Raw genomic sequence first — 24,050 nt, 5'->3', positions numbered from 1 at the left:
CTCTCAATAATTGTTGTCAGGGACGAAAAAAGGGCGCAGTTTCCCCGTGAGGCGGCGCCCCGTTTATTTTTATGGCTTAGGGATAAATTCAGCGAGCGGCGGCGGCGATGGCCGTCGATTGCCTTTGCGTCTGTTCTTTTTCCAGCAATTCAGCCTCCGGCACCGAAATTTTTATGGCGATCAGCACGGCGATCATGCCGCCGAGGAATTTGCCCATCATGATCGGCAACACCAGCGAAGGTTGGAAGTTGGCGGTAAACGCCAGGTGATCGCCCAACGTGGCCTGCGCGCAGATGCCGAAGGCCACGCACAGCACCTTATCGCGCGCCCGCATGCCTTTGAACAGGTGATAAACGGCGATGATATTGGCCAATACCATAATAAAGCCCAGCGCGCCGGTATCCGATAAACCGAGCTTTTTACCGATGAAATGCATCGGCTTGCGGCAATAGCGCTGGAATAAATAACAAATGGGGAATGTGCCCGCCAACATAATGCCGATATAACCGGCGATCTCGATAGCGCGGAATAATTCGTCTCTGTCGGCAAATAACGGATCGAACACCCAGCCGCCGAATACCTTTTTAAACACGCCGGTGAAATGCTCGATGATGCATAACGCCAATACCAGCTTGATAAAGGCATCCGCCGCTTTGCCGAAGATCAGGAACCCTTTCACCATCGCCGCCGGCCGCAGCTTCAGCCCCAGCGCCAACAGGAAGCACAGGGCGAACAGCGGCGACAGCAGCCGCAGCGCCTGCAGCAAGTCCAGCTGCAGATAGTGCGCGGCGGGCGAGGTGGTGGAGATGATCTCCCTGACCGGCAGGTTGTTGAAGGTGATGGTCACCAGGGCGATCAGCACCGCAAACGGAATGCTGATCAAACCCGCCATGGCCCCTAACGCCAGATACTTATGGTCGTCACGGTTCAGCATGATAAGCCCGACCGGGATCAGGTAGACGATGCTGGCGCCGGAGGTGTAACCCACCAGCATGGCGACGATCCACATATCGCGGTTGGCGGCGATGGCGTCGGCCAACTGGTAGCCGCCCATGTCCACGGCGATCACCGCCAGCGCCGCGATCGAGGCGTCTGAGCCGAGCGCCGAGAAGAAGGGGCCGATGCTGTACATGATCAGGTAAGAGATGATCGGGATCGCGGCCATGATGCCCGCCTGGGCGAGAAACACCGGGCCGATGGCATGAATGCCGTTGACGAACTCACGCCCCAGCTCGCCTTCCGGCTTGACGATCGACGCCAACGCGCCGATCAGGGTGCCGGCCATGATGATATAGATGATGACATTACCGAACTCAGCCATGGTGTTCCTCCTGCGGTGAACGTAAGCCGCGCGAGCGCGCGATGATTTCCTGATAGCGGGTAAACCAGACCCTCATATCGACCTCGGCGGGTTCCGTCACTTCATAGCGGCTGAGTACCTTGAGCGGATGTTCCATCCCCAATCCTTTACGCGCCAGCAGCGCAACGCCCTGGGCGGTGATCTCCTTATTGGCGGGAGAGACGATGCGCTTTTGGATCAGGTTGGCGAGAAACTGCGTGAAGTAACGGTTGGCGGACAGACCGCCGTCCACCGAAATGCTGTCGCCGATCGGTTTCAGTTTATCCATGGCGTTGATCACCTCGGCGGAACGCATGGCGATGCCTTCGAGGATCGACTGCAGCAGATCCTTGCGTTCGGTTTCCAGCGACAGGCCGGCCCACATCCCGGCGGCGGAGCGATCCCAGTACGGGCAGGCCAGCCCAGAGAGCGCGGGCACAAAGGCCAGGCCGCGCGCGATGGCCGGCTGAGAGGGGAAGTCGCCGAATTCATCGAAATCGTTGAACAGGCCGATCTTTCTCGCCCAGTTAATGGCGGAGGCGGCGTTATAAACGCCGCCGTCCAGGCCATACACCGGCTCGCTGCCGGGCAGCTTCCAGCACAGCGTGGGCAACAGGCCGGACTTGCCGGCATCGATCGGGCGCGGCCCGGTGATCGCCTGTAAAAAGGCGCCGGTACCGAAGGTGATCTTCATCTGCCCCGGTTGATGGCAGCCGTGGCCGTATGTGCCGGCAAACTGGTCGACGATGCAGGCCGTCAGCGGCACCGGCTTGCCGTTGAGCGCGACGTCGCCGAAGTGGCCGATGTTGTCTCTGACCTCGGGCAGGCTGTCGATCGGCACGCCGAACAAACGGCACAGCTCCTCGTCCCACTGCAGGGTATGAATGTTGAACAACGAGGTGCGCGAGGCCGAGTTATAGTCGGTGAGGTGCCGGCCGCACAGGTGGAACAGGAAGAAAGCGTCCATGGTGCCGAGCCGCAGGCGGCCGCGTTGCGCCAGCTGCCTGGCCCCCGGCGCGTTGTTCATCAGCCAGCCCATCTTGCTGGCGGAGAAGTAGGTATCGAGCGGCAGGCCGGTTTTCGCCATCACCAGCGGCTCGACGCCTTCGCGTTTCAGGCGCTGGATCTCCGGCTCGGTGCGCTGATCTTGCCAAACGATGGCGTTGTACAGCGGCAGGCCGCTGTCGGCGTCCCAGGCCAGCAGGCTTTCGCCCTGATGCCCTAAACCGATGGCATCCACCATGTCGCACTGGCTGAGACAGCGGCGGATATTCGCCAAAATCTCCAGGGCGTCGTGTTCCACCCAGCCCGGATTGGGGGTGATCTGCTTGTGCGGCATGCTGGCCGGCGAATGGTGCCTGCCGTCTTCGCCGAACACCACGACCCGGGTGCCGGTGGTTCCCTGATCAATCGCGGCATAACGTTGATTCATCATTGCTTCGCTCTCTTATAGGTTTTGTTTTTTTATTGTGCCTGGTGTTGGTTGTGTGACTGTTTTAATAATCTATCTTCAATTTCACACATTAAAGCAACATAAATCACAAGATAAAATAACCCCGCGTGATCGACCTCATACTTTTTGCTTATCACCGCCTTCTGCGGCCTTTTTTTGGGAGTTATGTTGTTTTTGCCATTTCAAATGCGGTTATTGTGTGGTTTTATTGTGGTTATCACATCAAAACGGGACATCAGCATGATGGAAGAACAAACGGATTGGGACATTGTCGTGATTGGCGGCGGTGTGGTCGGGTGTGCGGTATTCCGCAAATTCTGCCTGATGGGCGCCCGTACGCTGCTGTTGGAAAAGGGGGGCGATATCCTGTCCGGCGCCAGCAAAGCCAACAGCGCGCTGCTGCATACCGGCTTCGATGCGCCGAGCGGCAGCCTGGAACTGCATTGCATGCAGGCCGGCTACCGGGAGTTTATCGCCATCCGTGAACGGATGAATTTGCCGCTGTTGCCTACCGGCGCGTTGGTGGTGGCGTGGGACGAGCAGCAGCTGGCGGCGCTGCCCGCGATCGTGCAGCAGGCGCATGACAACGGCGTGCTGGACGTGGCGCAGATCGACGCCACCGAACTGTATCGCCGTGAGCCGCAACTGGCGCCCGGCGCGTTGGCGGCGGTAGAGGTACCGGGAGAGAGCGTGATCGATCCCTGGAGCACGCCGCTGGCGTACCTGACGCAGGGCGTCAAACACGGCGGCGACTATCGCTTCAATACCGAGGTGACCGGCGCCGAACGCTTGCCGACCGGCTGGCGGCTAACCAGCAACCGGGGCGAGTTTCACGGCAAAATCGTCATCAACTGCGCCGGCAATCAGGGCGACCGGGTAGAAAGTTTCTGCCATCAGCCCGAGTTTGAAATCCGCCCGCGCAAAGGGCAGTTCCTGGTGTTCGACAAGGCCGCCGCCGGTCAGGTCAACGCCATCATCTTGCCGGTGCCGACGGCGATCACCAAAGGGGTGCTGCTGTCGAAAACCATCTTTGGCAATTTGCTGCTCGGGCCGACCGCCGAAGAACAGCAGGACCGCGAGACGGCGACGGTGGACGAAACCAAAATGCGCGAGCTGATCGAACAGGGCACCCGGCTGCTGCCCACGCTGGCGAATTACAGCGTGACCGCCAGCTATGCCGGATTACGTCCGGCGACCGAACAGAAACACTACCGCATTCAGCACTATCCCGATCGGCAGTGGATCTGCGTGGCGGGCATTCGCTCCACCGGCCTGACGGCGGCGCTCGGCATCGCGCAATACGTGGAGCAGCTTTATCGCGACCACTTTACGCCGTGCTTCACGCCGACAACGCCGCAGACCGTGCATTGGCCGCAGATGCCGATGCTTGCCGACTATGCGCTGCGCGATTATGCGCGCCCGGACAACGGCGGCATCGTTTGCCATTGTGAGCTGGTGACCCAGCGGGAGATAGAGGCGGCGTTCGATTCCGCCGTGCCGCCGGAATGCATCGGCGGGCTGCGGCGCCGCACGCGCGTGATGATGGGGCGCTGCAACGGTTTCTATTGCAGCAGCCGGGTGGCGGAAATGGTGGGCGATCGTTTTGGCCAAACGCTGGCCGTAGGGAGCATTGATGAAAACTGAGTATCAGGTGGCGATTGTCGGCGCCGGGCCGGCGGGGATCGCGGCGGCGACCGCGCTGCGGCAGGCGGGCATCGAGGATGTGGTGATCCTGGAGCGGGAACAGCAGGCGGGCGGCGTGCCCAGGCACTGCCGACATCCCACCTTCGGGCTGCAGACTTTTTACCGGCCGATGCTGGGGTCCACCTATGTTGATAAGATACTGGCGCGCGCCGGGCAGGTAGAGATCCGCACCGGCGTGACGGTGCTCGCCATCAAACCAGACGGTGAGCTGACCATCACGGACCGCCGTGGCGTCAGCACCTTGAAAGCGCAGCGGGTGATCCTGGCGACCGGCGTGCGCGAGACGCCGCGTCATCCACGCCTGGTGAGCGGCCTGCGGCCGCAGTGCGTGCTGACCGCCGGCGCGCTGCAGCAGTTCGTCTATTTGCGCGGGCTGCAGCCGGGCAAGGCGCCGGTGGTGGTCGGCACCGAGCTGGTCAGTTTCTCCGCGCTGTGGACGCTGCGCAACGCCGGCGTGCGCGCCGTCGCCATGATTGAAAGCGGCGGCAGGCCCGTCGCCTGGCGGCTGAGCGCGCTCTATGCGCGCCTGATGGGGGTGCCGATTCACTATTATTCGCGGGTGACCGACATTGCCGGCCGCGATCGGGTCGAATCCATCGAGGTGGAGAACCGCCAGGGAGAGAAACGGCGCATCGCCTGCGACAGCCTGATCTTCACCGGCCGCTTCACCGGGGAGTATACGCTGATCCGCCAGAGCCACCTGGCGCAGCGGCCGGAGAGCGGCTGCCCGCTGACCGATCAGTTCGGCCGCTGTTCCGACGCCGCCTATTTCGCCGTCGGCAACATGCTGCACCCGGCGGACATGGGCGACCAGTGTTATCAGGAAGGGCTGCGCGTCGGCGAAGCCGTTGCCCGTTCGCTGCAGCGCACGCTGCCGCCGGCGCGGCAAATCCTCCCGGTGCGGCATGACGAGCGGATCCGCCTGACCGCGCCTGCCAACGTGGCGCTGATCGGCAAACCCGCCACGGTCACGATCAATATGCGCGTGGAACAGCCGGTGTCCGGTTCGATCGTGGTGCGGCTGGGGGAGAAAGTGCTGTACCGTAAAACGCATCGCTGCCTGCCGGAACGGCGGATCCTGCTGCGCAACATCGCCTTGCCGCCCGGCGGCGAGCGTGACGCGCTGCACATCAGCATCGAACCCGCCGGATGAACGGCGGCTACGGCTTGCGTCTAACGCCCTGAAACCCGTAGTATTCCGTCAGTTAACGCCGCGAGTCTCGGCGGAAGCAGTCACTCTTACTTAAGGCAGCGAGTGTAATGTGAATGGATATCTCTAATTCCGTGGAAAGGCGCAATGAAATACTGGCGCTGATCCAGGCCAATGGCCGGGTTTACGTGAATGAGCTGGCGGATAAATTCCAGGTTTCGCAGGAAACCATTCGGCGCGATCTTAACAAGCTGGAAGATTATCGGCTGATCAAGAAGATCCACGGTGGCGCGGTCAGCAGCCAGTTCAAGTTCGAGCATGAATTCAATGAGCGGGCCAAAATCGCCGAGGCTGAGAAGCGCGCCATCGCGGAGAAAGCGGTGACGCTGATCCAACCGGGCGATACGGTGTTCGTGGATTTCGGCACCACCACGCTGGAGTTCGCTCGGCAGTTGGCGACGGTGGATCAGTTGACGGTCATCACCAACTCGCCGCTGATCGCCAACGTCTGTCTGGAAAATGACTCCACCGACGTGGTGCTGATCGGCGGGCAGTTCATCGACTCCAAAATGGCGTGCCTGGGCGCGATCGCGTTGAATAATATCGAAGCGTTTTTCGCCGATTACGCCATTATCGGCGCCGGCGCGGTTAATGTGCAGACCGGGGTGATGGATCAAAACGTCAATGAGGCGGCCATCGCGCGAAAAATGATTGCGCAGAGCCGCAAATGCATCGTGCTGGCCGACGAAAACAAGCTGCGCGGGCATGCGATGACGCTGGTGGCCAAATGGCCCGAGGTCGATTATCTGGTGACATCCGACAGCGGTAATGCGCTCGAAGGGCTGGTTTTCCCCGCCAACGTCAATGTGTTGGTGGCGCAGGTATAAAGGGGAGAAGCCTTTCTCCATGTGGAGAAAGGCTCAAACCGCTTCCGTCAGGCGATATCGACCGCGCGCACCTCTTTGGATCTCAGCTTCACGCGGATTGGCACCGATTTGTACGAAGGCGTACCGCTCTCCTCATCGATGTAATGCAACGGCACCAGCACGTTGGCTTCCGGGTAGTAGGCGCCGACCGATCCGGCCGAGATGTTGTAGGCGATCACCGTGATGCCTTCCAGGCGCTGGGTGCTGCCGGGCAGCGCCGTTTCCAGGTCGACCACGTCGCCATGCTCCAGCCCCAAACGTTGCAGATCGCTGTCATTCATAAACAGCACGTCGCGCCGGCCGAAAACCCCGCGATAGCGGTCATCCAGGGCATAGATGGTGGTGTTGTACTGATCGTGGCTGCGCAGGGTGATCAGCCGCAGCGTATCTTGTTCCGCCGCAATCTGGTCTTCGTGCAACCCGCTGAACACCGAAAACATCGCTTTGCCCGTCGCCGTCGGCCACAGGCGTTCTGTCGGCGGCAATGGCATGCGAAAACCGCCAGGTTGACGAATGCGCGCGTTGTAATCGTCGAAGCCGGGGATGGTTTTTTCGATCAGTTCGCGGATCACGTCGTAATCCTCGACCAACTCATCCCAGGGCACCTTGCTGGCGGGCATCACCGTTTTGGCCATGCCGGCCACAATGGCGGGTTCCGAACGCAACAGCTCCGACGCCGGTTTTAATTTGCCGGACGAGGCATGCACCATCGACATCGAATCCTCAACCGTCACCGATTGCCGTCCGCCGGCCTGCAGATCCAGCTCGGTACGGCCCAGGCAGGGCAGAATGAGGGTTTCTTTCGCCACCAACAGATGGCTGCGATTGAGTTTGGTGCCGATATGTACGCTTAACTCCAGTGCTTTCATCGCCGGGAAGCTCTGCTCGGGATCCGGCAGCGCCACGGCGAAGTTGCCGCCCAGGCAGATCAACGCTTTCGAAGCGCCGTCGATCATCGCCTGCATGCATTTCACGGCATCGTGACCGTGGGCTTTGGGCGGCGTGAAGCCAAACACCGTTTCCAGCTTCGCCAAAAATTCGGCCGAGGGTTTTTCGGTGATGCCGACGGTGCGGTTGCCCTGCACGTTAGAGTGGCCGCGCAGCGGGCAAATGCCGGCGCCCGGTTTGCCAATGTTGCCGCGCAGCAGCAGCAGGTCAGCGATCAGGCGCACGTTGGCCGTCCCTTTATTGTGCTGCGTAATGCCCATGCCGTAGGTCACGATGGTGGCGTTGGATTTCGCGTAAGCGGCGGCGACCTGTTCCAGATCCTGACGCGTCAGACCGCTTTCCGCCTCAATGGCTTCCCAACGGGTGGTCCGCAGATCGGCGTCGAAAGCCGTAAACCCTTCAGTGTGCTCGGCAATAAAGGCGTGATCCAGCGCATTGCCATGCTCATCATCCAACTGCAGCAACGCTTTGGCGATGCCTTTGAGCGCCGCAGCATCGCCGCCGGCTTTGACCTGATAGTAGGTTGAAGCGATCGGGGTCGAACTGTAGGTCGCCATTTCGATGACGTTTTGCGGATCGGTGAAACGTTCGAGCGCCCGCTCGCGCAGCGGGTTAAACACAATGATCGGCACTTTTTTGCGCGCCAGCTCATGCAGCGTGCCCATCATGCGCGGGTGGTTGGTGCCCGGGTTGTGCCCGATGGAAATAACCAGCTCCGCGCTGTCAAAGTCGTCCAGCGAGACGGTGCCTTTACCGATGCCGATCGATTGCGGCAGGCCAACGCTGGTCGGCTCATGGCACATGTTGGAGCAGTCGGGAAAGTTATTGCTGCCAAATTCACGCGCAAACAGCTGGAACAGGTAGGCCGCCTCATTGGACGCCCGGCCGGAGGTATAAAATTCCACCTGTTCCGGCGGCAGCGTCTGCAAGACGGCGGCGATGCGTTGGAACGCCTCGTCCCAGGCCAGCGGGCGCAGGGTGTCCGTCCCGGCGTCATAAAACAGGGGCGTGGTCAGGCGGCCATAGTCTTCCAACTGATAATCGGTTTTTTGCAGCAGTGAGGTCACGGTATTTTGCGCCAGGAATTCGGGCGTCACGCGCTTGCTGGTCGCTTCCCAGGTCACCGCTTTGGCGCCGTTTTCGCAAAACTGAAAGGTGGAGCGATGCTCTTTATCCGGCCACGCACATCCCGGGCAGTCAAACCCGTCGGGCTGGTTGGTACGCATCAGCGTCACCGGCGCTTCCAGGGTATCCATCTGTGTGCGCACGGCGATGGCCGTCGCTTTCAGCGCGCCCCAACCGCCGGCGGGCCCATCGTAGGGATGGACACCGGGTACTGCTCGTCTTTTCGCCATTATTGATTGCCTCCGACACCGCTTACGATAAATGCAGGTGATTGATTTAAAATTAATATTGTCGTTATCGTCTAAGAAGGAAGGCAGACGCCGCCGTCGTCAAACGCGAGCCTGTCGCTTCAGTATAGATGAGTAAGAAAGGGCGCAGCGGCAGTCAATGCGGGGAAGTAGCGGCCCGTCTAACCTGAGGCGGGCCGCCGGGGCGTTACTTTTTCACCACCAGGCCCACGCCGCGGCCGCGCGGATCGGACGCGGTTTCCGGCGTGCGGCCATCGATGCGGATGACCTGAATATCCCCCATGTTCCAGCCCTGGTCTTCGAGGGTGTAGCCCATGGCCTTCAGCTCGTCCGCCGGTTTGCCGGTCAGCGGCGCAAAGCTGTCATAGTATACGGTGTCCTTCGGCAACAGCTGATGGTGTACGCGCTGGGCGGCCACCGCCTGCGCCAGCGGCAGATGGTAATCGTAGAGGTTGTTGATCACCTGGAAGATCGAGGTGAAGATGCGCGAACCGCCCGGGGTGCCGATCACCAGGGTGACGTCGCCGTCGCGCGTGATGATGGTCGGGCTCATCGAGGAGAGCATGCGTTTGCCCGGCTCAATGGCGTTGGCGTCGCTGCCCACCACGCCAAAGGCATTGGCGACGCCCGGTTTGGCGCTGAAGTCATCCATCTCGTCGTTGAGCAGGAAGCCGGCGCCTTTGACCACCACGCCGCTGCCGAAGTCCCAGTTGAGCGTATAGGTGTTGCTGACGGCGTTGCCGGCGGCATCGACGATCGAGAAATGGGTGGTTTGGTGGCTTTCCAGCCCCGGCCGCACCCGTTCGGTCGGTGAGATCGCCTGCGGATTGATCTCGGCGGCGCGTTTTTGCAGGTAATCAGGGGCGATCAACTGCGCTTCCGGCACTTTAGTGAAATCCGGATCGCCGAGGTAGTCGGCGCGATCGGCGAACACGCGTTTTTCGATCTCCGCCAACAGGTGGATATAGCGCGCCGAGTTGAGCGGCACGCCCTTGAAGTCGGCCGCGCGATCTTCTTTGATCCCCAGCAGCTGCGCCAACGCAATGCCGCCGGAGCTGGGCAGCGGGGCGGTATACACGGTGTTGCCGCGCCAGCTGATGCGCATCGGTTCACGCCATTTCACCCGATAGTCGGCCAGATCCGCCGCGCCGATCAGCCCGTTGTCGCGCTGCATTTGCGCCACCAGCAGGCGGGCGGTCTCGCCGTGATAAAAATCGTCGGCGCCCGATTTGGCGATGCGCTCAAGGGTGGCGGCCAGCTCCGGCTGTTTGAACACCGTGCCGGGCTTCATGGCGCCGAAATAGTCGCCGAAGTTGGTTTTACCGGCGAACAGCTTGTTGGCGTCTTCACGGTACTGATACTGCTGATCCGCTACGGTGAAACCTTGCCGGGCGTAGCCGATCGCCGGCGTCAGCAGTTTGGCCCACGGCAGCTTGCCGAATCGCTTGTGCGCTTCCCACAACCCCAGCACGGTGCCCGGCACGCCGGCGGCGCGGCTGCCCACCAGGCTGAGATTTTCGATCACTTCTCCTTTCTCGTTCAGATACATGGTCTTGCTGGCGGCCTTGGGCGCCACTTCGCGGTAGTCGAGAAAATAGGGCTTGCCGTCGACATACAGCGTCATAAAGCCGCCGCCGCCGATATTGCCGGCTTCAGGGTAGGTCACCGCGAGGGTAAAGGCGGTGGCGACCGCCGCGTCGACCGCGTTGCCGCCGGCCTGCAGAATGTGCGCGGCGACCTTGGCGCCATACTGATCCGGGGCGGCGACCGCGCCGGCGGTCAGATCGGCGGCAAAGGCGGCGGGAACGGTGCAGGCAAGGGCCACGCTCAGAGCTATCGTTTTCAATAAACCGGCAGACATAGAAGATCCTTTTAGCGATGTTCAGTTATCAGGTGAATTCAACTAATTATTTTGAAACAGCAGGTTAGCGCGTTTTCTTCGGGTTGTTGCGGCGCTTTATTGAAAGTAGCAGCGGTCAGGCGAGGCCGCCTGACCAGAGTAGCAAATCGTGACGTGACGCGTTATGCGCCGGCGGGCAGCGCCGACTGCAGCCATTGGCAGAAGTGACGGGCGAGCGGATTGTGTTCGCTGTCGCGGTGCAGCAGCCACGCCCAGTTGGCGCCGCGCACGCGTTGCTCGGTTAACGGTTGCAGCAGCCCGACTTCGCGCGCGTGTTGCGCCAGCAGTTGGCTGACCAACGCGATGCCGAGGCCGTTGCAGGCGGCGTCCAGCAGCAGACCAGGATCGGAGAAGTTCAGCCCGCTGTCGCGTTGGCCGACGTGCGCGCCGCCCGCCACCGTCCAGTGGCTCCAGTCCATCTCGCGTTCGCCGTGCAAGGTCACGCGCTGCTCCGGCGCCAACGCCAGCAGGCTGGGGTGGCAGGCGGGATAGAGCCGGTCGGTACAGAGAACGTTAAAGGTGCAGTCCGCCTGCGCGCTGAGATCGTCGCGGATCGCCAGATCGATGCTGTCCGTCGCCATATCCGGCGGTTCAAAGCTGGTGAACAGCCACAGATCGATCTGCGGATGCCGCTGATTGAACTCGCCCAGCCGCGGCGCGAGCCAGTGGCGGGCAAAGGCCGGGGTGGTGTTGACGATCAGCTGGTTGGGTTTGCGGTACTGATCCAAACGGCGAATGCCGACGGCCAACTGTTGCAGCATCACCTGTGCGGTGCTGAACAGATCGTGGCCGGCGTCGGTCAGCGTTACGCTGCGGCCGGTGCGGAAGAACAGCGGCTGTTCCAAAAACGCCTCGAGGCTGCGGATCTGTTGGCTGATGGCCGACTGGGTCAGGTGCAATTCTTCGGCGGCCTGATGAAAACTGCCCAGGCGCGCCGCCGCTTCGAAACCGCGCAGTGCGCTCAAAGGGGGCCAGTGTTTTAACATTATCGATAAGCCTGTCTAATCAGATATCCACTAAATATATCGTTTGTCGCGGTGGCAGGGGAAGACTAGCATGGGATTCAAGTGCCGGAGAGTGAAAAATTCGGTTAACCATTTGAATTTAAATTAATTAAAAGAGGTCGTTTATGTCATCGCGTCGCACCTTCATCAAGCAGCTTTCGGCGGTGGCCGGCGTCGGCTTGACGGCATCGTTGGGCTTTCCATTACGCGGTCACGCAGAAGCTGCGCTTAATCCGGCCTGGCGGATGCCCGACGAAGGGGAACCTCAGCTGCGGGCGTTTCTCGCCTTCGGCGCCCAGAAGGCCATCTGGGGCGGGTTCACGGCGGACGTGCAGGCAGCGCAGGGGCGCATCGCCCGCGCCATCGCCGAGTTTCAACCGCTGACGGTATTTTGCCGCGCGCACGAACGGCAGCTGGCGGAGGCCACCTGCGGCAGTCAGAACGTCAGCTATGTCGTCACCGAGCTGGATGACATCTGGATGCGTGACATTGGCGCCAATTTCGTCATCAACGACGCCGGTGCGCTGGGCGCGGTGGATTTCAACTTCAACGGCTGGGGCGATAAGCAGCGGCATGCCAAGGATGCGCGTCTGGCGGCGTTCGCCGCCAAAAAATACGGCGTCGCTCAGCCGCGCCGCAGCGCGCTGGTGGGGGAAGGCGGCGGCATTGAGGTGGATGGGCGCGGCACCGGCATCATGACCGAGAGCAGTTGGGTGAATGCAAACCGTAATCCAGGCTGGAACCGCGATCGGGTGGAGCAGGAGCTGAAGGCGATGCTCGGCCTGCGCAAAATTATCTGGCTGCCGGGCATTAAAGGCCGGGACATCACCGATGCGCACGTCGATTTTTATGCCCGTTTCGTGCGGCCGGGCGTGGTGGTGGCCAACCTGGACACCGATCCGGCCTCTTATGATCATGCGGTTACCCAGGCGCATCTGGCGATCCTCAAGGCAGCGACCGACGCCGACGGCCGCAAGCTGCAGGTGCATACGCTTTCGCCGCCGCTGGCGCCGCGCGACAGTCGTTTCAGCCGCCACAATCCCGATTTTGCGGCGGGCTACATCAACTATTTCGTGATCAACGGCGCGGTGATCGCCCCTGAGTTTGGCGATCCGCAGGCGGATAAAGCGGCGTTTGAGCTGCTGACGGCGCTCTATCCGCAGCGCAAGGTGGTGCAGTTGGAGATCGACGCCATCGCGGCCGGCGGCGGCGGTATTCACTGCGTGACCAGCCAGCTGCCGGTGCATGGCAAACCAGAGCAGTGAATGTTCAAAAAATGCGCGCACGGTTGTTTGTCGCCATAGGCTGTGGTTGGCTGAGTGGAAACATAAGGAGGCCATCATGAACGACTTATCCTTGAGCATTCCCACCTGGTATCGCGATCCGCACGCAGAGCAGGCCATGGCCGAAGGCCATGCGCCTATCTGGCGGCATCTGCTAACTCTGGTGCCGGAACACGAACTGTCCGGCGTCAGGGTGCTGGACTTCGGCTGCAATCAGGGCGGTTTTCTGCGTCTGTTGCACCAAATCCGGCCATTTCGTGAAGGGCTCGGCGTCGATATCGCCCGCCAGTCCGTCGAACACGCCAATCGCCTGAAAGGAAACCTGCCGATCGGTTATCAAACCGACACGCGGCTGACAGGCTGGGATGACCATTTCGATATCGCCTTCAGCCATGAAGTCATCTACCTGATCGAAGATATCGCGCAGCATGCCGCCGATATGCTGCGGGCGCTGAAACCAGGCGGCGTTTACTATGCGGTGACCGGTTGCCACACCGACAACCCGCTGTGGCCGCAATGGCGCGCAAGGGTCGCTGAACAGACGCATACCGTGGTGCAGGATCGCTCGCTGGACGACTATGCGCGCATTTTCTCCGGCGCGGGGTTCCAGGTCTCTGCCCGCAGGCTGGGTTTCTCCGGCTTCGTGCCCTATGAACCGGACGGTTGGATGCCGAATATCGCGGCGGCGATCGACTACTATTGGCACACCAAAACGGTGTTCAGATTGGCGAAGCCGTAAAAAGCCGTAGGTACGCGAGGCTGTTGGCGTAGGCGCCTGCGCGATGATGAAACATGGGCAGACTGCCATCCTGAATATCATGGGGGGAGCTATTGCTTTTATCTCACTGTGTTGCTCTAAAAAATCCTGGTATTTGTGATGAGGCAGGTAGGCGGGGGATTTTCCATGGATCTTGTCCACCTATCCAATATGTGGACAACCTGTGATATTCTTTCGTCCCTGACCCCATTTAATGTGGAACATCACGATGAGTAATGACGCGGATAATAGCGGCTCACAGGTGATTGCCCGGGCCGCCACCCTGCTGCGGGCGCTGGAAACTCAACCGAAGGGCATGACCATCTCTCAATTGTCCCGGGAAACGGGGCTGCCGCGCACCACCGTACACCGTTTGGTCACCTCGCTTGAATCGCAACAGCTGCTCATCATGGGCAGCGGCGGCGTTCAATTAGGGCCGGCGCTCGCCCGCCTGGCGGCTTCCGCGCATACGGATGTGATCACCCTTGCAAAACCGGCGATGGAAACGCTTGGCCGCCGAACGCGTGAAACCGTCGATTTGTGCGTTTACCGCGGCAGCCACGCGGTATCGGTAGGCCAGTTTGTTTCCGATCAGGAACTTCGCGTCGTATCAGCCGTTGGCACCGCCTTTCCGTGTCACTGCACGGCGCATGGCAAAGCCATTCTGGCCGAGCTGCCTGACGAAAAGATTGCGGATCTGCTTGGCGGCCAGCCGGATGTCAGAACGGATAATACCCTCAGGACAGTCTCATCCGTACTGGAGGACATTCGGGAAACCAGGATCCGTCGTTACGCCATCGATCGCGAAGAGCACGCTCGCGGCGTCTGTGGCGTCGGCGTTTATCTCAATATCGGCGTCAACGAGCTTTACGCCATATCCATTGCGGTTCCGGCCATGCGCTTCGAGGAAAAGTTTGACCATCTGCTCGGTTCGCTGATGCAGTGCAAAGCGGAAATCGAGGCGATGCTGGCATAACAAGCCGGGGCGTTTGGCCCGGCAGGCGCTAAACGCCGCATGGGCAAGCATGCCTCGCCCCCGGCGCTGCGTTGGCGAGGGGAAGGCGGCAGTCAGCTGTTGCCGAACCGGGCATAAATTTCAGGCAGGAAACGGCCGAGCGAAGAAAACTCCGTCATATCGTGGACGGCCATTTCATAAGCAAAGCCTTCCAGCGACGCTTTCGTCATCCCCGCTTTTGTGATGTATTCGCGGGAGCGTTTTCCGCCGTCCGGGAACTTATCGAATCTATCCCAGGATTCATGCGTGCCGATCCAGTAACGGTTGACCATTTCCATCCCTTGCGGCGTGTCGCGACCCAGATGAATCATCAACACCAGCGGCGTTGATTGCGCATCATAAGGCGTGATGATGCCGCTGGCGTTAAAGGTAAAGCGATGCTTTTTGAGCAACTCGCTCTCGACGCCGAAGCTTTCCGGCGCATTAAAATGGATAACGCCGTCAAGATAGTTATCGCCAATGTACTCGGTAATGTGGTTCGGGTTGCCGTACAGCCGCTCAGCGTAGGACAGACGGGTATCCGCCAGACGCTTGGGATCGACAACCGAGTTGTGGATATGAGCATGCGGGAACCACAGATAATAGCGTTCGCTCTCGATCGGGTGCCAGCAGAACCACCACTTGAACATCTCCGTGGTCACGCCCGGAAAAATATGGCGGCTTTGCGCATAGGCGCAGGGGCCGCCATCCTCAACGACGGCGTAACCCGATACCGGAAACTCGTCAAAACGTTCCAATAGGGTTTTCAGGCCCGCTTTCGTGGGTTGAAGGATGTGTTCTTTTGCCAACGGCCCCTGTTCCAGCGCGCGGATCATCTCTACGGGCGCATCCAGATTGCTGTCGAAGAACTCGGCGTAGGGCTTGCCCTGAATGCCTTTCTCATTGATCTTCAAGCGTTTCTGCATCGGCACCTGATAGTAGGAAATCAATGACTTATCGAGCGATGCGCCTGCATCAGTAAACGCGCCTTTCCGCGCCGCCGCCGGTAGGGCGGATGATGGCGCCGCCATGGCGGAAGACAGCAGGGATTGAGAAAGCAAGGCGCCGCCAGCCAACAGCGGAATGCGCTTGATGATATTACGACGTGAAATTTCTTTACTCATGAGATCCTCACTTAGGTTGTCGCCGACTTGACGGCAGCGAGATGTGGTGTGGTTGATATTGATTCTGAATTATCCGCATGATGGATCATTCATCCGAATAATGGTTATTATTCTGTTGCCGGATGTGGGCGATGTCAACGCTCATTGAGTGACAAAGCGCATGGATTGCCAAAAAGCGCCTGCCAGCCATTGCAGGTAATAACTGGAGGGTTGCCGACGTTGGCAGGGTAGGATTGACATTCGGTTTACAGTTTGCGCGTTGACATGTTGGGCAGAAGCCTCAAGAATACCGTCCGAATTGTGGATGTTATATCCATATATCGGATATTTCAGTGAGGCACTCTATGCATGAATTAAGAAAAATGGCGGCGTTTACGCTCTTGGCCGTGGCCTGTCTGACGATCATGGTCGGTTGCGTGATCGTTCCCGGTTTGACGGAGATCGCGAGCCAGTTGGGCACGCCTTCCGCGGCCAGTTGGCTGGTCACCGTGCCGTCGTTGGGCGTGGTGATATTTGGCCCCTTTGCCGGACGTTTTATTGACAAGGCGGGCGCTTACGCGGCGCTCAGCTGGGGGCTGTTGTTGTATGGCCTGCTTGGGGCGGGGGGGCTGTTGCTTCGCGGCTTTTGGCCGGTGATGCTCGACCGCCTGCTGCTTGGCGGCGCCACGGCGATCGTGATGTCAGCCGGCACCGGTCTGATTTCTGCTTTTTACAGCGGGCAGGCGCGCTTGAAAATGATCGCTTCGCAAGGCATGTCGATCGAGCTGGGCGGCGTCATCTTTCTGTTTATCGGCGGACTGTTGGCGACGCTCGGCTGGCGCTGGCCCTTCCTGTTGTATCTTGTCGCCTGGGTGTTGCTGGCGATGCAGTTGCTGTTTGTGCCCAAACCCCAGTCCGATGTGGGCGAATCAGACAACGTTCAGCGCGGTGATGCCATTTCCACCGGCGCCGGCAGATTAACCGCGGTCTATTTTTCCGCTGTGCTTTCCATGATCTGCTTCTTCACCGGGATCATTGTCATCCCGCAGCATTTCCACCACATGAATATCGGGGCGGCGCAAACGGGATACTTCCTGTCGTTTATCTCGCTTATCGCCGTTTTTGCCGCCGCGCTGATGCCCAGGTTGGTGGCTTTACTCAGAGACAACGGCGCGCTTGGCGCGGCGTTTGTCTGTTATGCCGCAGCGCATCTGCTCTTCGCCTCTGCGCACGGCACTGCGGCATTTGTTGCCGGCGGCATTCTGATGGGATGCGGGTTCGGCTTCTCGGTGCCGTTGGTTAATCATATGACCGTAGAACAAAGCTCCCCCCGCACCCGGGGGCGAAATCTGGCCTATTTATCGATGGCGATTTTCTCCGGCCAGTTCTTGTCATCCTTTATGGCGTTCATTCCCGGCAGTTCATCCGCCGTTTTCCTGGGAGCGGCGGGTATCAGCATCGCCACGGTTTTGGCGCTGACGCTTGCGCGCAGATTAGGGTAAACCCACCGCGCTGCGCGTTTTCCAGCCCGAAAAGATTTTACGCAATCCTTACGCAACCCTTTCAGAAGCGCATTGCGGCATTCGATATATTGAGAATAGTCATTCTCAATAGGATCGTATTGCAATGCAGAGGAAAACGCTTTTAGCGCTGGGGCTGTCGCTGTTGCTGGCCGGCTGCGATGGGCAAAACGCCGGCGCGCCGACGGGCGCAGGCGGTGAACGGGAGGTCGGCGTGGTCACGCTGCGCGGCCAGTCGGTGACCCTGAGCAGCGAGCTGACCGGCCGGGTCAACGCCACCATGACCTCCGACGTGAGGCCGCAGGTCGACGGCATCATCAAGCAGCGGCTGTTTACCGAAGGGGCCGAGGTGAAAGCCGGGCAGGTATTGTATCAAATTGATCCCGCCAGCTATCAGGCCAGCTACGATCAGGCCGCCGCCCAGCTGAAAAACGCCCAGGCCACGGTGCAATCCACCCGGCTCAAATCGCAGCGCTATGCGGCGCTGGTGAAAGAAAACGGCGTTTCCAAACAGGACGCAGACGACGCCAAAGCCGCGTATCTGCAGGCCGTGGCGTCGGTGGCGCAGTATCAGGCGGCGCTGGAGACGGCGCGCATCAATCTCGGCTATACCCAGGTTCGTGCGCCCATCGCCGGGCGCATCGGCATCTCATCCGTGACGCCGGGCGCGCTGGTCACCGCCAGCCAGACCGATGCGTTGGCCACCATCCGCGCGTTGGATCCGATCTATGTCGATCTGACCCAGTCCAGCGCCCAACTGCTTAAGCTGCGACGCCAGCAGGCGGCGTTACAGCGCGGCGCGGTCACGCCGGTCGCCATCAAGCTGGAGGACGGCACGTCTTATGCCCACGCCGGCAAGCTGGAGCTGACCGAGGTGGCGGTGGATGAGGCCACCGGTTCGGTCACGCTGCGCGCGGTGTTCCCCAACCCCGAACATGAACTGTTGCCCGGCATGTATGTCCACGCCACGGTGGATAACGGCGTCGATCCCAAAGCCATTCTGGCGCCGCAGCAGGGCATCACCCGCAACGCCAAGGGCGAAGCCACCGCGTTGGTGGTGGACGAGCAAAATAAAGTGGCGCAGCGCACCGTCACCGCCGAACGGGTGGTGGGCAGCAACTGGCTGATCGGCAGCGGGTTGAACGAGGGCGATCGCCTGATCGTCGAAGGCACCAGCAAGGTGACGATCGGCGCGGCGGTGAAGCCGGTCGCCGTCTCGCTCGACAAAGCCCAACGCGGGGAGCAGTGATATGGCGCAGTTCTTTATCCGCCGCCCGGTGTTCGCCTGGGTGATCGCCATCATCATCATGCTGTGCGGCCTGATGTCGATCAATTCGTTGCCCATCTCGCAGTACCCGGACGTGTCACCGCCGCAGATTTCCATCTCCGCCACCTACCCGGGCGCGGACGCGGAAACGCTGGAAAACAGCGTCACCCAGGTGATAGAGCAGCAGCTCACCGGGCTGGATGGCCTGCTGTATTTCTCTTCAACCAGCAGCTCCAGCGGCTCGGTCAGCATCGACGTCACCTTTGATCAGGGCACCGATCCGGATATCGCGCAGGTGCAGGTGCAAAACAAAGTTCAGCAGGCGGAAAGCCGCTTGCCGAGCGCGGTCACCGCCCAAGGCGTGACGGTCAAGAAATCCCAGAGCAGCTTTCTGCTGATCGTCGGGCTGTATGACGAGACCGACAAGGCGACGATGGCCGACATTTCCGACTATCTGGTCAGCAACCTGCAGGATCCGCTGTCGCGCATCGAGGGCGTGGGGGACGTGCAGGTGTTCGGCTCGGAATACGCGATGCGCATCTGGCTGGATCCGACCAGGCTGGCGAGCTATGCGCTAATGCCTTCCGACGTGCAGACGGCGATCGAGGCGCAAAACACCCAGGTGTCCGCCGGCAAGGTAGGCGATCTGCCGGCCGTCGCCGACCAGCAGCTGACCGCCACGGTGAAGGCGCAGTCCCGGCTGCAAACGCCGGAACAGTTCCGCAATATCATCCTGAAAAGCGACAGCAGCGGTGCGCTGGTGCGGCTGGGCGACGTGGCGCGGGTTGAACTGGGCAACGAAGACTACTCCGCCAGCGCGCACCTCAACGGCCACCCGGCGGCGGGGATCGCGGTCAAGCTGGCGGCGGGCGCCAACGCCCTGAGCACCGCCAAGCTGGTAAAGGCCAAGGTGGCGGAATATCAAAGCGCGATGCCGCAGGGTTATAAGGTGGCCTACCCGAAAGACAGCACCGACTTCATCAACATCTCGATCGAGGAGGTGGTGAAAACGCTGTTCGAAGCGGTGGTCCTGGTAGTGGTGGTGATGTTCGTGTTCCTGCAAAACCTGCGCACCACGCTGATCCCGACCATCACCGTGCCGGTGGTGTTGCTGGGCACCTTCGGCGTGCTGGCGGCGTTCGGCTACTCGATCAATACCCTGACGCTGTTCGGCATGGTATTGGCGATCGGGCTGTTGGTGGACGACGCCATCGTGGTGGTGGAAAACGTCGAACGCGTGATGCGTGAAGATAAGCTGCCGCCGCGCGAGGCGACGGAGAAATCGATGCGCGAGATCACCGGCGCGCTGGTCGGCATCGCGCTGGTGCTGTCGGCGGTGTTTCTGCCGATGGCGTTCTTCGGTGGTTCCACCGGGGTGATCTACCGCCAGTTCTCGATCACCGTCGTCTCCTCGATGGTGCTGTCGGTGGTGCTGGCGTTGACGCTGGCGCCGGCGCTGTGCGCCACATTGCTGAAATCGACGCATAAAGAACAGACCGACAAAGGGCTGCTGGGTAAATTCAACCGCGGTTATAACCGGCTGCAGGAGAAGTACGCCGACAAGGTCGGCGGGGTGATCCACCGGCCGACGCGCTATCTGCTGCTGTACGGCCTGCTGCTGATCGCCACCGCCGTGATGTATCTGCGTTTGCCGACCGGTTTCCTGCCCAATGAGGATCAGGGTTCGGTGATGGTGCAGTACACCTTGCCGGCCGGCGCCACCAATGCCCGCACCTCGGCGGTGAGCGAGGCGGTCACCGCCTATTTCCTCGAGCAGGAAAAGGCCAACGTCAGCACTATTTTCACCATCAACGGCTTCGGTTTCAGCGGCAGCGGGCAAAACGCCGGCATGGCGTTCGTCAGCCTCAAAGACTGGAGCCAACGCGGCGGCAGTGAAAACACCGCCGACGCCATCGCCAAGCGCGCCATGGCGCATTTCGCCTCGCTGCGCGACGCCCAGGTGTTCTCCATGAGCCCGCCAGCGATCGACGGCTTCGGCCAGTCCGACGGCTTCACCTTCGAACTGCAGGCCAAAGGGGCGACCACCCGCGCCGAGCTGCAGGCGATGCGCGATCAGATCGTCGCCGCCGCCGCCGGCAATCCGTCGCTGTTGGCGGTGCGCGCCAACACCTTGCCGGACACGCCGCAGCTGCAGGTGGAGATCGACAGCGGCAAACTGCAGGCGCTCGGCCTGAGCGCCGGCGACGTCAACAGCACGCTCAGCAGCGCGTTCGGCAGCACCTACGTCAACGACTTTATCGATCGCAACCGGGTGAAAAAAGTCTATATGCAGGGCGACGTAGCGTATCGCGCCAAGCCGGAAGATCTCGACAAATGGTTTGTGCGCGGCACCAACGCGGCGGGCGACAGCAGCATGACGCCATTCTCCGCCTTTGCTTCCTCACACTGGATCTACGGCCCGGAAAACCTGTCGCGCTATAACGGGCTGTCGTCGTTCGAGATCACCGGGCAGGGCGCCGCCGGCGTCAGTTCCGGCACGGCGATGAGCGAGATGGAGAAACTGGCGGCGAAGTTCTCCGCCGGCAGCAGCTATTCCTGGAGCGGGCTCTCCTATCAGGAGCGGCTGACCAGCGGCCAGGCATCGTCGCTGTACGCCATTTCGCTCATCGTGGTGTTCCTGTGCCTGGCGGCGCTGTATGAGAGCTGGTCGATTCCGTTTGCGGTGATGTTGGTGGTGCCGATGGGCATCGTCGGTTCGCTGCTTGCGATCACGCTGCGCGGGCTGGAGAACGATATCTACTTCCAGGTGGCGCTGCTGACCATCGTCGGTTTGTCGGCAAAAAACGCCATTCTGATCGTCGAGTTCGCCGAGGAAATGCACCAGCGCGGTGAAACGCTGATTGGCGCGGCGGTTCACGCGGCGCGCATGCGCCTGCGGCCGATCCTGATGACCTCGCTGGCGTTTACCGCCGGGGTGCTGCCGCTGGCGGTATCCAGCGGCGCCGGCGCCAACAGCCGCATCGCCATCGGTACCGGCATTATCGGCGGCACCCTTACCGCCACCGCATTGGCGATCTTTTTCGTCCCGCTGTTTTATGTGCTGGTGCGCCGTATGTTTACCAGGCGGCCCGCCAACTCGCCGTCGCAGGCAGGAGAATAACGTGTTGCAACGAGTCATGATGTTAACTTTACCGCTGCTGCTGAGCGGGTGTCTGTCGCTGGATCCGCACTACCAGCGCCCGGCGGCGCCGGTGCCCGCCAACCTGCCGCAGGGCGAGGCCGCCGGCAAGCAGGCGTTGAGCTACCCGGACGTCGCCTGGCGCGACTATGTGCAGGACGCCAGGCTGCGCCAGGTGGTGGCGATGGGGCTGAGCAGCAGCCGCGATCTGCGCGAGGCGATCGCCAATATCGCCTCGGCGCGCGCGCTGTACGGTGAGCAGCGAGCAGCGCTGTTGCCGACGATCAACGCCACCGCCGACGGCAGTCGCGGGCGTTCGCTGACCGGCAACGGCAATGCCACCGCCATCAGCCAGAGTTACGAAGCGCAGGCCGGCGTCAGCGCCTTTGAGCTGGATCTGTTCGGCAAAAACGCCAGCCTGTCGCGGGCGGCGTTCGAAACCTATCTGGCGAACTCGGAGGCGGCGAAAAGCACCCGCCTGACGTTGATCGCCGACATCGTCACCGACTGGGTGGCGGTGGCGGCCGAGCGCAGCAATCTGGCGGTGGCGCAGCAGACGATGGAAAGCGCCAAACGGTCGCTGGAGGTGACGCGCAAAAACCAGCAGCACGGCATCTCGTCGCTGGTCGACGTGGCGTCGGCGGAGACCGTTTATCAACAGGCGCGATCGGACGCCGCCAGCTATGCGACCGGCGCCGCGCAGGCGAAAAACGCGCTGGATTTAGCGGTGGGGCAAAGCGTGCCGGAAAACCTGCTGCCCGGCGGCATCGACGCGCTGAGCGGGATCATGCGCGACCTGCCGGCCGGGGTTTCTTCGCAGGTGCTGCTGACGCGGCCGGACGTGCTGCAGGCGGAGCATAACCTGAAATCCGCCAACGCCAATATCGGCTCGGCGCGGGCGGCGTTCTTCCCGTCGATCAGCCTGACCGCCAGCGGCGGGGTGGGCAGCGGTGAACTCTCGTCGCTGTTCAGCCACGGCGCGGGCGTTTGGTCATTCGCCCCGAGCATCAGCCTGCCGATTTTCAGCGGCGGCTATAACACGTCGCAACTGAACTACAGCAAAGCGCAGAGAGAGCTGTATGTCGCCACCTATGAGAAAGCGGTGCAGACGGCATTTCAGGAAACCGCCGACGCGCTGGCGCGCAAAGCCACGCTGCGGGAGCAGCTGGCGGCGCAAACCGGCTATGTGGCGGCGGCGCAGCAATATTATCGTCTGGCCGAACTGCGTTACCGCCAGGGCGTGGACAGCTATCTGACCGTGCTGGACGCACAGCGCACGCTGTATACGGCGCAGCAGTCGCTGATCGCCGCACAGCAGACTGCGTACGACAATCAGGCGACCCTGTATAAAGTGTTGGGCGGCGGGGTTGCCGCCGAGCGGCAGGGGGATGGCGTCATCGCCGACAAGACGACACTCAGCCGCTAACCTTCGACCGCGCGCGCCGGGCGTTTGGCTGCGCGCGTTTTTTATGGAAAGTGTAAAGAAACGGAAAACCCGCGCGGCGGCCCGAACTCGCCGCGGCGGGCAGAGTCAGACAGATAATTGCACTCACTTTTTCTTCATATCGGCTCGAGGTCGTCATGGCAGAAGACATTCAGCAACAGGTCATCGCGCTTATCGCCGCCTTCAACGCATCAGGGCGGCTGCAGAAGGGCGTGGCCATCACCCCGGAAACCGAGATTAATACCGTGCTCAATCTGTCGTTCAGCGACTCCAACACGCTGATGCGCCGCTACTTCGACACCTTCGGCGTCGACAGCGGCAACTATAACCACGAGCTGTATTTCCAGCCGCCGAGCAATACCGGGCGCTGGTTTTCTCCCTCCGCCTGTAAAGAACACACCCGGCCGCTGTGTGTGTCTATGCTGGTGCGCTCCGCGCGCGCCAAACGCTGGCTGTACGACATCCATTTTCTGATCGAACAATTGCGCTAAGCCTGATGCAGCGCTTAATCCGCCTCGGCCGGAGGAAAACCGGCTTCGTCCAGCGCGGCGATGAAGGTATCGCTGTGCAACAGACTCTCGATGAGCACTTCCCGTTTGGCCGGCTCGGTTTGAATGCGAGCCTGCGGGTCAACGCTCAGCAGCGTCCGGGTGACGGATTTGGCGCAGCCGCCGCAGGTCATGGTTGGAATATGAAAACGAATCATTTTACTCTCCTCGTCGATTACGGTGTTTGATAACGGTAAA

18 protein-coding genes are annotated in these 24,050 nt (G+C 61.0%); 11 read left to right on the top strand and 7 right to left on the bottom strand.

Going from position 1 to position 24,050, the window contains the following annotated elements; translation table 11 throughout:
* Positions 1-88: 88 nt before the first annotated feature.
* Both eutH and WFM45_RS08390 read right to left on the bottom strand, forming a co-directional pair.
* On the bottom strand, positions 89-1,321 hold the full coding sequence (gene eutH / locus WFM45_RS08395; protein ID WP_336955137.1) for an ethanolamine utilization protein EutH: 1,233 nt from the start codon (positions 1,319-1,321) through the stop codon (positions 89-91).
* A complete protein-coding gene (locus WFM45_RS08390) occupies positions 1,314-2,774 on the bottom strand; it encodes an FGGY-family carbohydrate kinase (RefSeq protein ID WP_336955135.1) in 1,461 nt (486 codons plus the stop codon). The genes eutH and WFM45_RS08390 overlap by 8 nt, the downstream gene beginning before the upstream one ends.
* A 258-nt stretch (positions 2,775-3,032) precedes the next feature.
* On the opposite strand from WFM45_RS08390, the gene WFM45_RS08385 reads away from it, so the two are divergent.
* From WFM45_RS08385 to WFM45_RS08375, 3 genes are all read left to right on the top strand, one after another.
* Positions 3,033-4,436: an NAD(P)/FAD-dependent oxidoreductase gene (locus WFM45_RS08385; RefSeq protein ID WP_085336877.1), complete on the top strand. Its 1,404-nt coding sequence runs from the start codon at positions 3,033-3,035 to the stop codon at positions 4,434-4,436.
* Entirely contained in the window at positions 4,426-5,649 is a 1,224-nt protein-coding gene (locus tag WFM45_RS08380; RefSeq protein ID WP_336955130.1) for an FAD-dependent oxidoreductase, read from the top strand. The genes WFM45_RS08385 and WFM45_RS08380 overlap by 11 nt, the downstream gene beginning before the upstream one ends.
* Positions 5,650-5,762: 113 nt before the next feature.
* Positions 5,763-6,533, top strand: coding sequence for a DeoR/GlpR family DNA-binding transcription regulator (locus WFM45_RS08375; RefSeq protein WP_103686685.1), 771 nt, complete (start codon positions 5,763-5,765; stop codon positions 6,531-6,533).
* 47 nt (positions 6,534-6,580) lie between these two features.
* Here WFM45_RS08375 and WFM45_RS08370 read toward each other — a convergent pair whose 3' ends face one another.
* From WFM45_RS08370 to WFM45_RS08360, 3 genes are all read right to left on the bottom strand, one after another.
* Positions 6,581-8,878 carry an FdhF/YdeP family oxidoreductase gene (locus WFM45_RS08370; RefSeq protein WP_336955708.1) on the bottom strand — a complete coding sequence of 766 codons (2,298 nt, stop codon included), beginning with the start codon at positions 8,876-8,878 and terminating at the stop codon, positions 6,581-6,583.
* A gap of 202 nt (positions 8,879-9,080) precedes the next feature.
* On the bottom strand, positions 9,081-10,754 hold the full coding sequence (ggt, locus tag WFM45_RS08365; RefSeq protein WP_336955126.1) for a gamma-glutamyltransferase: 1,674 nt from the start codon (positions 10,752-10,754) through the stop codon (positions 9,081-9,083).
* 161 nt (positions 10,755-10,915) lie between these two features.
* The gene (locus WFM45_RS08360) at positions 10,916-11,779 is read right to left on the bottom strand and encodes a LysR substrate-binding domain-containing protein (protein ID WP_336955124.1); all 864 of its coding nucleotides are present in this window, start codon (positions 11,777-11,779) and stop codon (positions 10,916-10,918) included.
* A 143-nt stretch (positions 11,780-11,922) separates the two neighbouring features.
* Between WFM45_RS08360 and WFM45_RS08355 the strand changes: the two genes are divergently transcribed.
* The 3 genes from WFM45_RS08355 to WFM45_RS08345 all read left to right on the top strand — a co-directional run bounded on the left by WFM45_RS08355 (position 11,923) and on the right by WFM45_RS08345 (position 14,813).
* Entirely contained in the window at positions 11,923-13,062 is a 1,140-nt protein-coding gene (locus WFM45_RS08355) for an agmatine deiminase family protein (protein WP_250602325.1), read from the top strand.
* Between the two features lie 76 nt (positions 13,063-13,138).
* On the top strand, positions 13,139-13,819 hold the full coding sequence (locus tag WFM45_RS08350) for a class I SAM-dependent methyltransferase (RefSeq protein ID WP_033633005.1): 681 nt from the start codon (positions 13,139-13,141) through the stop codon (positions 13,817-13,819).
* A 247-nt stretch (positions 13,820-14,066) separates the two neighbouring features.
* Complete coding sequence (locus tag WFM45_RS08345) at positions 14,067-14,813, top strand: IclR family transcriptional regulator (RefSeq protein ID WP_004938000.1); 747 nt, start codon at positions 14,067-14,069, stop codon at positions 14,811-14,813.
* A gap of 92 nt (positions 14,814-14,905) precedes the next feature.
* Here the strand turns inward: WFM45_RS08345 and WFM45_RS08340 are convergent, their stop codons facing one another.
* A complete protein-coding gene (locus WFM45_RS08340; RefSeq protein ID WP_060559688.1) occupies positions 14,906-15,955 on the bottom strand; it encodes a DAPG hydrolase family protein in 1,050 nt (349 codons plus the stop codon).
* A 344-nt stretch (positions 15,956-16,299) separates the two neighbouring features.
* Here WFM45_RS08340 and WFM45_RS08335 point away from each other — a divergent pair, with 344 nt between their 5' ends.
* The 5 genes from WFM45_RS08335 to WFM45_RS08315 all read left to right on the top strand — a co-directional run bounded on the left by WFM45_RS08335 (position 16,300) and on the right by WFM45_RS08315 (position 23,795).
* Complete coding sequence (locus WFM45_RS08335; protein WP_235363423.1) at positions 16,300-17,436, top strand: MFS transporter; 1,137 nt, start codon at positions 16,300-16,302, stop codon at positions 17,434-17,436.
* Between the two features lie 124 nt (positions 17,437-17,560).
* Positions 17,561-18,703 carry an efflux RND transporter periplasmic adaptor subunit gene (locus tag WFM45_RS08330; RefSeq protein ID WP_336955116.1) on the top strand — a complete coding sequence of 381 codons (1,143 nt, stop codon included), beginning with the start codon at positions 17,561-17,563 and terminating at the stop codon, positions 18,701-18,703.
* Between the two features lies 1 nt (position 18,704).
* The gene (locus WFM45_RS08325) at positions 18,705-21,842 is read left to right on the top strand and encodes an efflux RND transporter permease subunit (protein ID WP_164123815.1); all 3,138 of its coding nucleotides are present in this window, start codon (positions 18,705-18,707) and stop codon (positions 21,840-21,842) included.
* Position 21,843: 1 nt separating this feature from the next.
* Positions 21,844-23,286: an efflux transporter outer membrane subunit gene (locus tag WFM45_RS08320; protein WP_336955114.1), complete on the top strand. Its 1,443-nt coding sequence runs from the start codon at positions 21,844-21,846 to the stop codon at positions 23,284-23,286.
* Between the two features lie 155 nt (positions 23,287-23,441).
* Positions 23,442-23,795, top strand: coding sequence for a DUF1493 family protein (locus WFM45_RS08315; RefSeq protein ID WP_004937980.1), 354 nt, complete (start codon positions 23,442-23,444; stop codon positions 23,793-23,795).
* A 14-nt stretch (positions 23,796-23,809) separates the two neighbouring features.
* Here WFM45_RS08315 and WFM45_RS08310 read toward each other — a convergent pair whose 3' ends face one another.
* Positions 23,810-24,010 (bottom strand): heavy-metal-associated domain-containing protein, encoded by a 201-nt coding sequence (locus WFM45_RS08310; RefSeq protein ID WP_048323538.1) that lies wholly within the window; start codon positions 24,008-24,010, stop codon positions 23,810-23,812.
* Between the last annotated feature and the right edge of the window lie 40 nt (positions 24,011-24,050).

Source organism: Serratia sp. KG1D (assembly GCF_037150675.1).
Lineage (GTDB): Bacteria > Pseudomonadota > Gammaproteobacteria > Enterobacterales > Enterobacteriaceae > Serratia > Serratia nematodiphila.
Note: the sequence above shows the minus strand (reverse complement) of the source record. Positions and strands in the feature narration are given on the sequence as shown.

Bases quoted from the DNA above. Each gene is read 5' to 3' on its own strand.
- eutH (WP_336955137.1), bottom strand. From the start codon at position 1,321: ATGGCTGAGTTCGGTAATGTCATCATCTATATCATCATGGCCGGCACC.
- WFM45_RS08390 (WP_336955135.1), bottom strand. From the start codon at position 2,774: ATGATGAATCAACGTTATGCCGCGATTGATCAGGGAACCACCGGCACC.
- WFM45_RS08385 (WP_085336877.1), top strand. From the start codon at position 3,033: ATGATGGAAGAACAAACGGATTGGGACATTGTCGTGATTGGCGGCGGT.
- WFM45_RS08380 (WP_336955130.1), top strand. From the start codon at position 4,426: ATGAAAACTGAGTATCAGGTGGCGATTGTCGGCGCCGGGCCGGCGGGG.
- WFM45_RS08375 (WP_103686685.1), top strand. From the start codon at position 5,763: ATGGATATCTCTAATTCCGTGGAAAGGCGCAATGAAATACTGGCGCTG.
- ggt (WP_336955126.1), bottom strand. From the start codon at position 10,754: ATGTCTGCCGGTTTATTGAAAACGATAGCTCTGAGCGTGGCCCTTGCC.
- WFM45_RS08360 (WP_336955124.1), bottom strand. From the start codon at position 11,779: ATGTTAAAACACTGGCCCCCTTTGAGCGCACTGCGCGGTTTCGAAGCG.
- WFM45_RS08355 (WP_250602325.1), top strand. From the start codon at position 11,923: ATGTCATCGCGTCGCACCTTCATCAAGCAGCTTTCGGCGGTGGCCGGC.
- WFM45_RS08350 (WP_033633005.1), top strand. From the start codon at position 13,139: ATGAACGACTTATCCTTGAGCATTCCCACCTGGTATCGCGATCCGCAC.
- WFM45_RS08345 (WP_004938000.1), top strand. From the start codon at position 14,067: ATGAGTAATGACGCGGATAATAGCGGCTCACAGGTGATTGCCCGGGCC.
- WFM45_RS08340 (WP_060559688.1), bottom strand. From the start codon at position 15,955: ATGAGTAAAGAAATTTCACGTCGTAATATCATCAAGCGCATTCCGCTG.
- WFM45_RS08335 (WP_235363423.1), top strand. From the start codon at position 16,300: ATGCATGAATTAAGAAAAATGGCGGCGTTTACGCTCTTGGCCGTGGCC.
- WFM45_RS08330 (WP_336955116.1), top strand. From the start codon at position 17,561: ATGCAGAGGAAAACGCTTTTAGCGCTGGGGCTGTCGCTGTTGCTGGCC.
- WFM45_RS08325 (WP_164123815.1), top strand. From the start codon at position 18,705: ATGGCGCAGTTCTTTATCCGCCGCCCGGTGTTCGCCTGGGTGATCGCC.
- WFM45_RS08315 (WP_004937980.1), top strand. From the start codon at position 23,442: ATGGCAGAAGACATTCAGCAACAGGTCATCGCGCTTATCGCCGCCTTC.
- WFM45_RS08310 (WP_048323538.1), bottom strand. From the start codon at position 24,010: ATGATTCGTTTTCATATTCCAACCATGACCTGCGGCGGCTGCGCCAAA.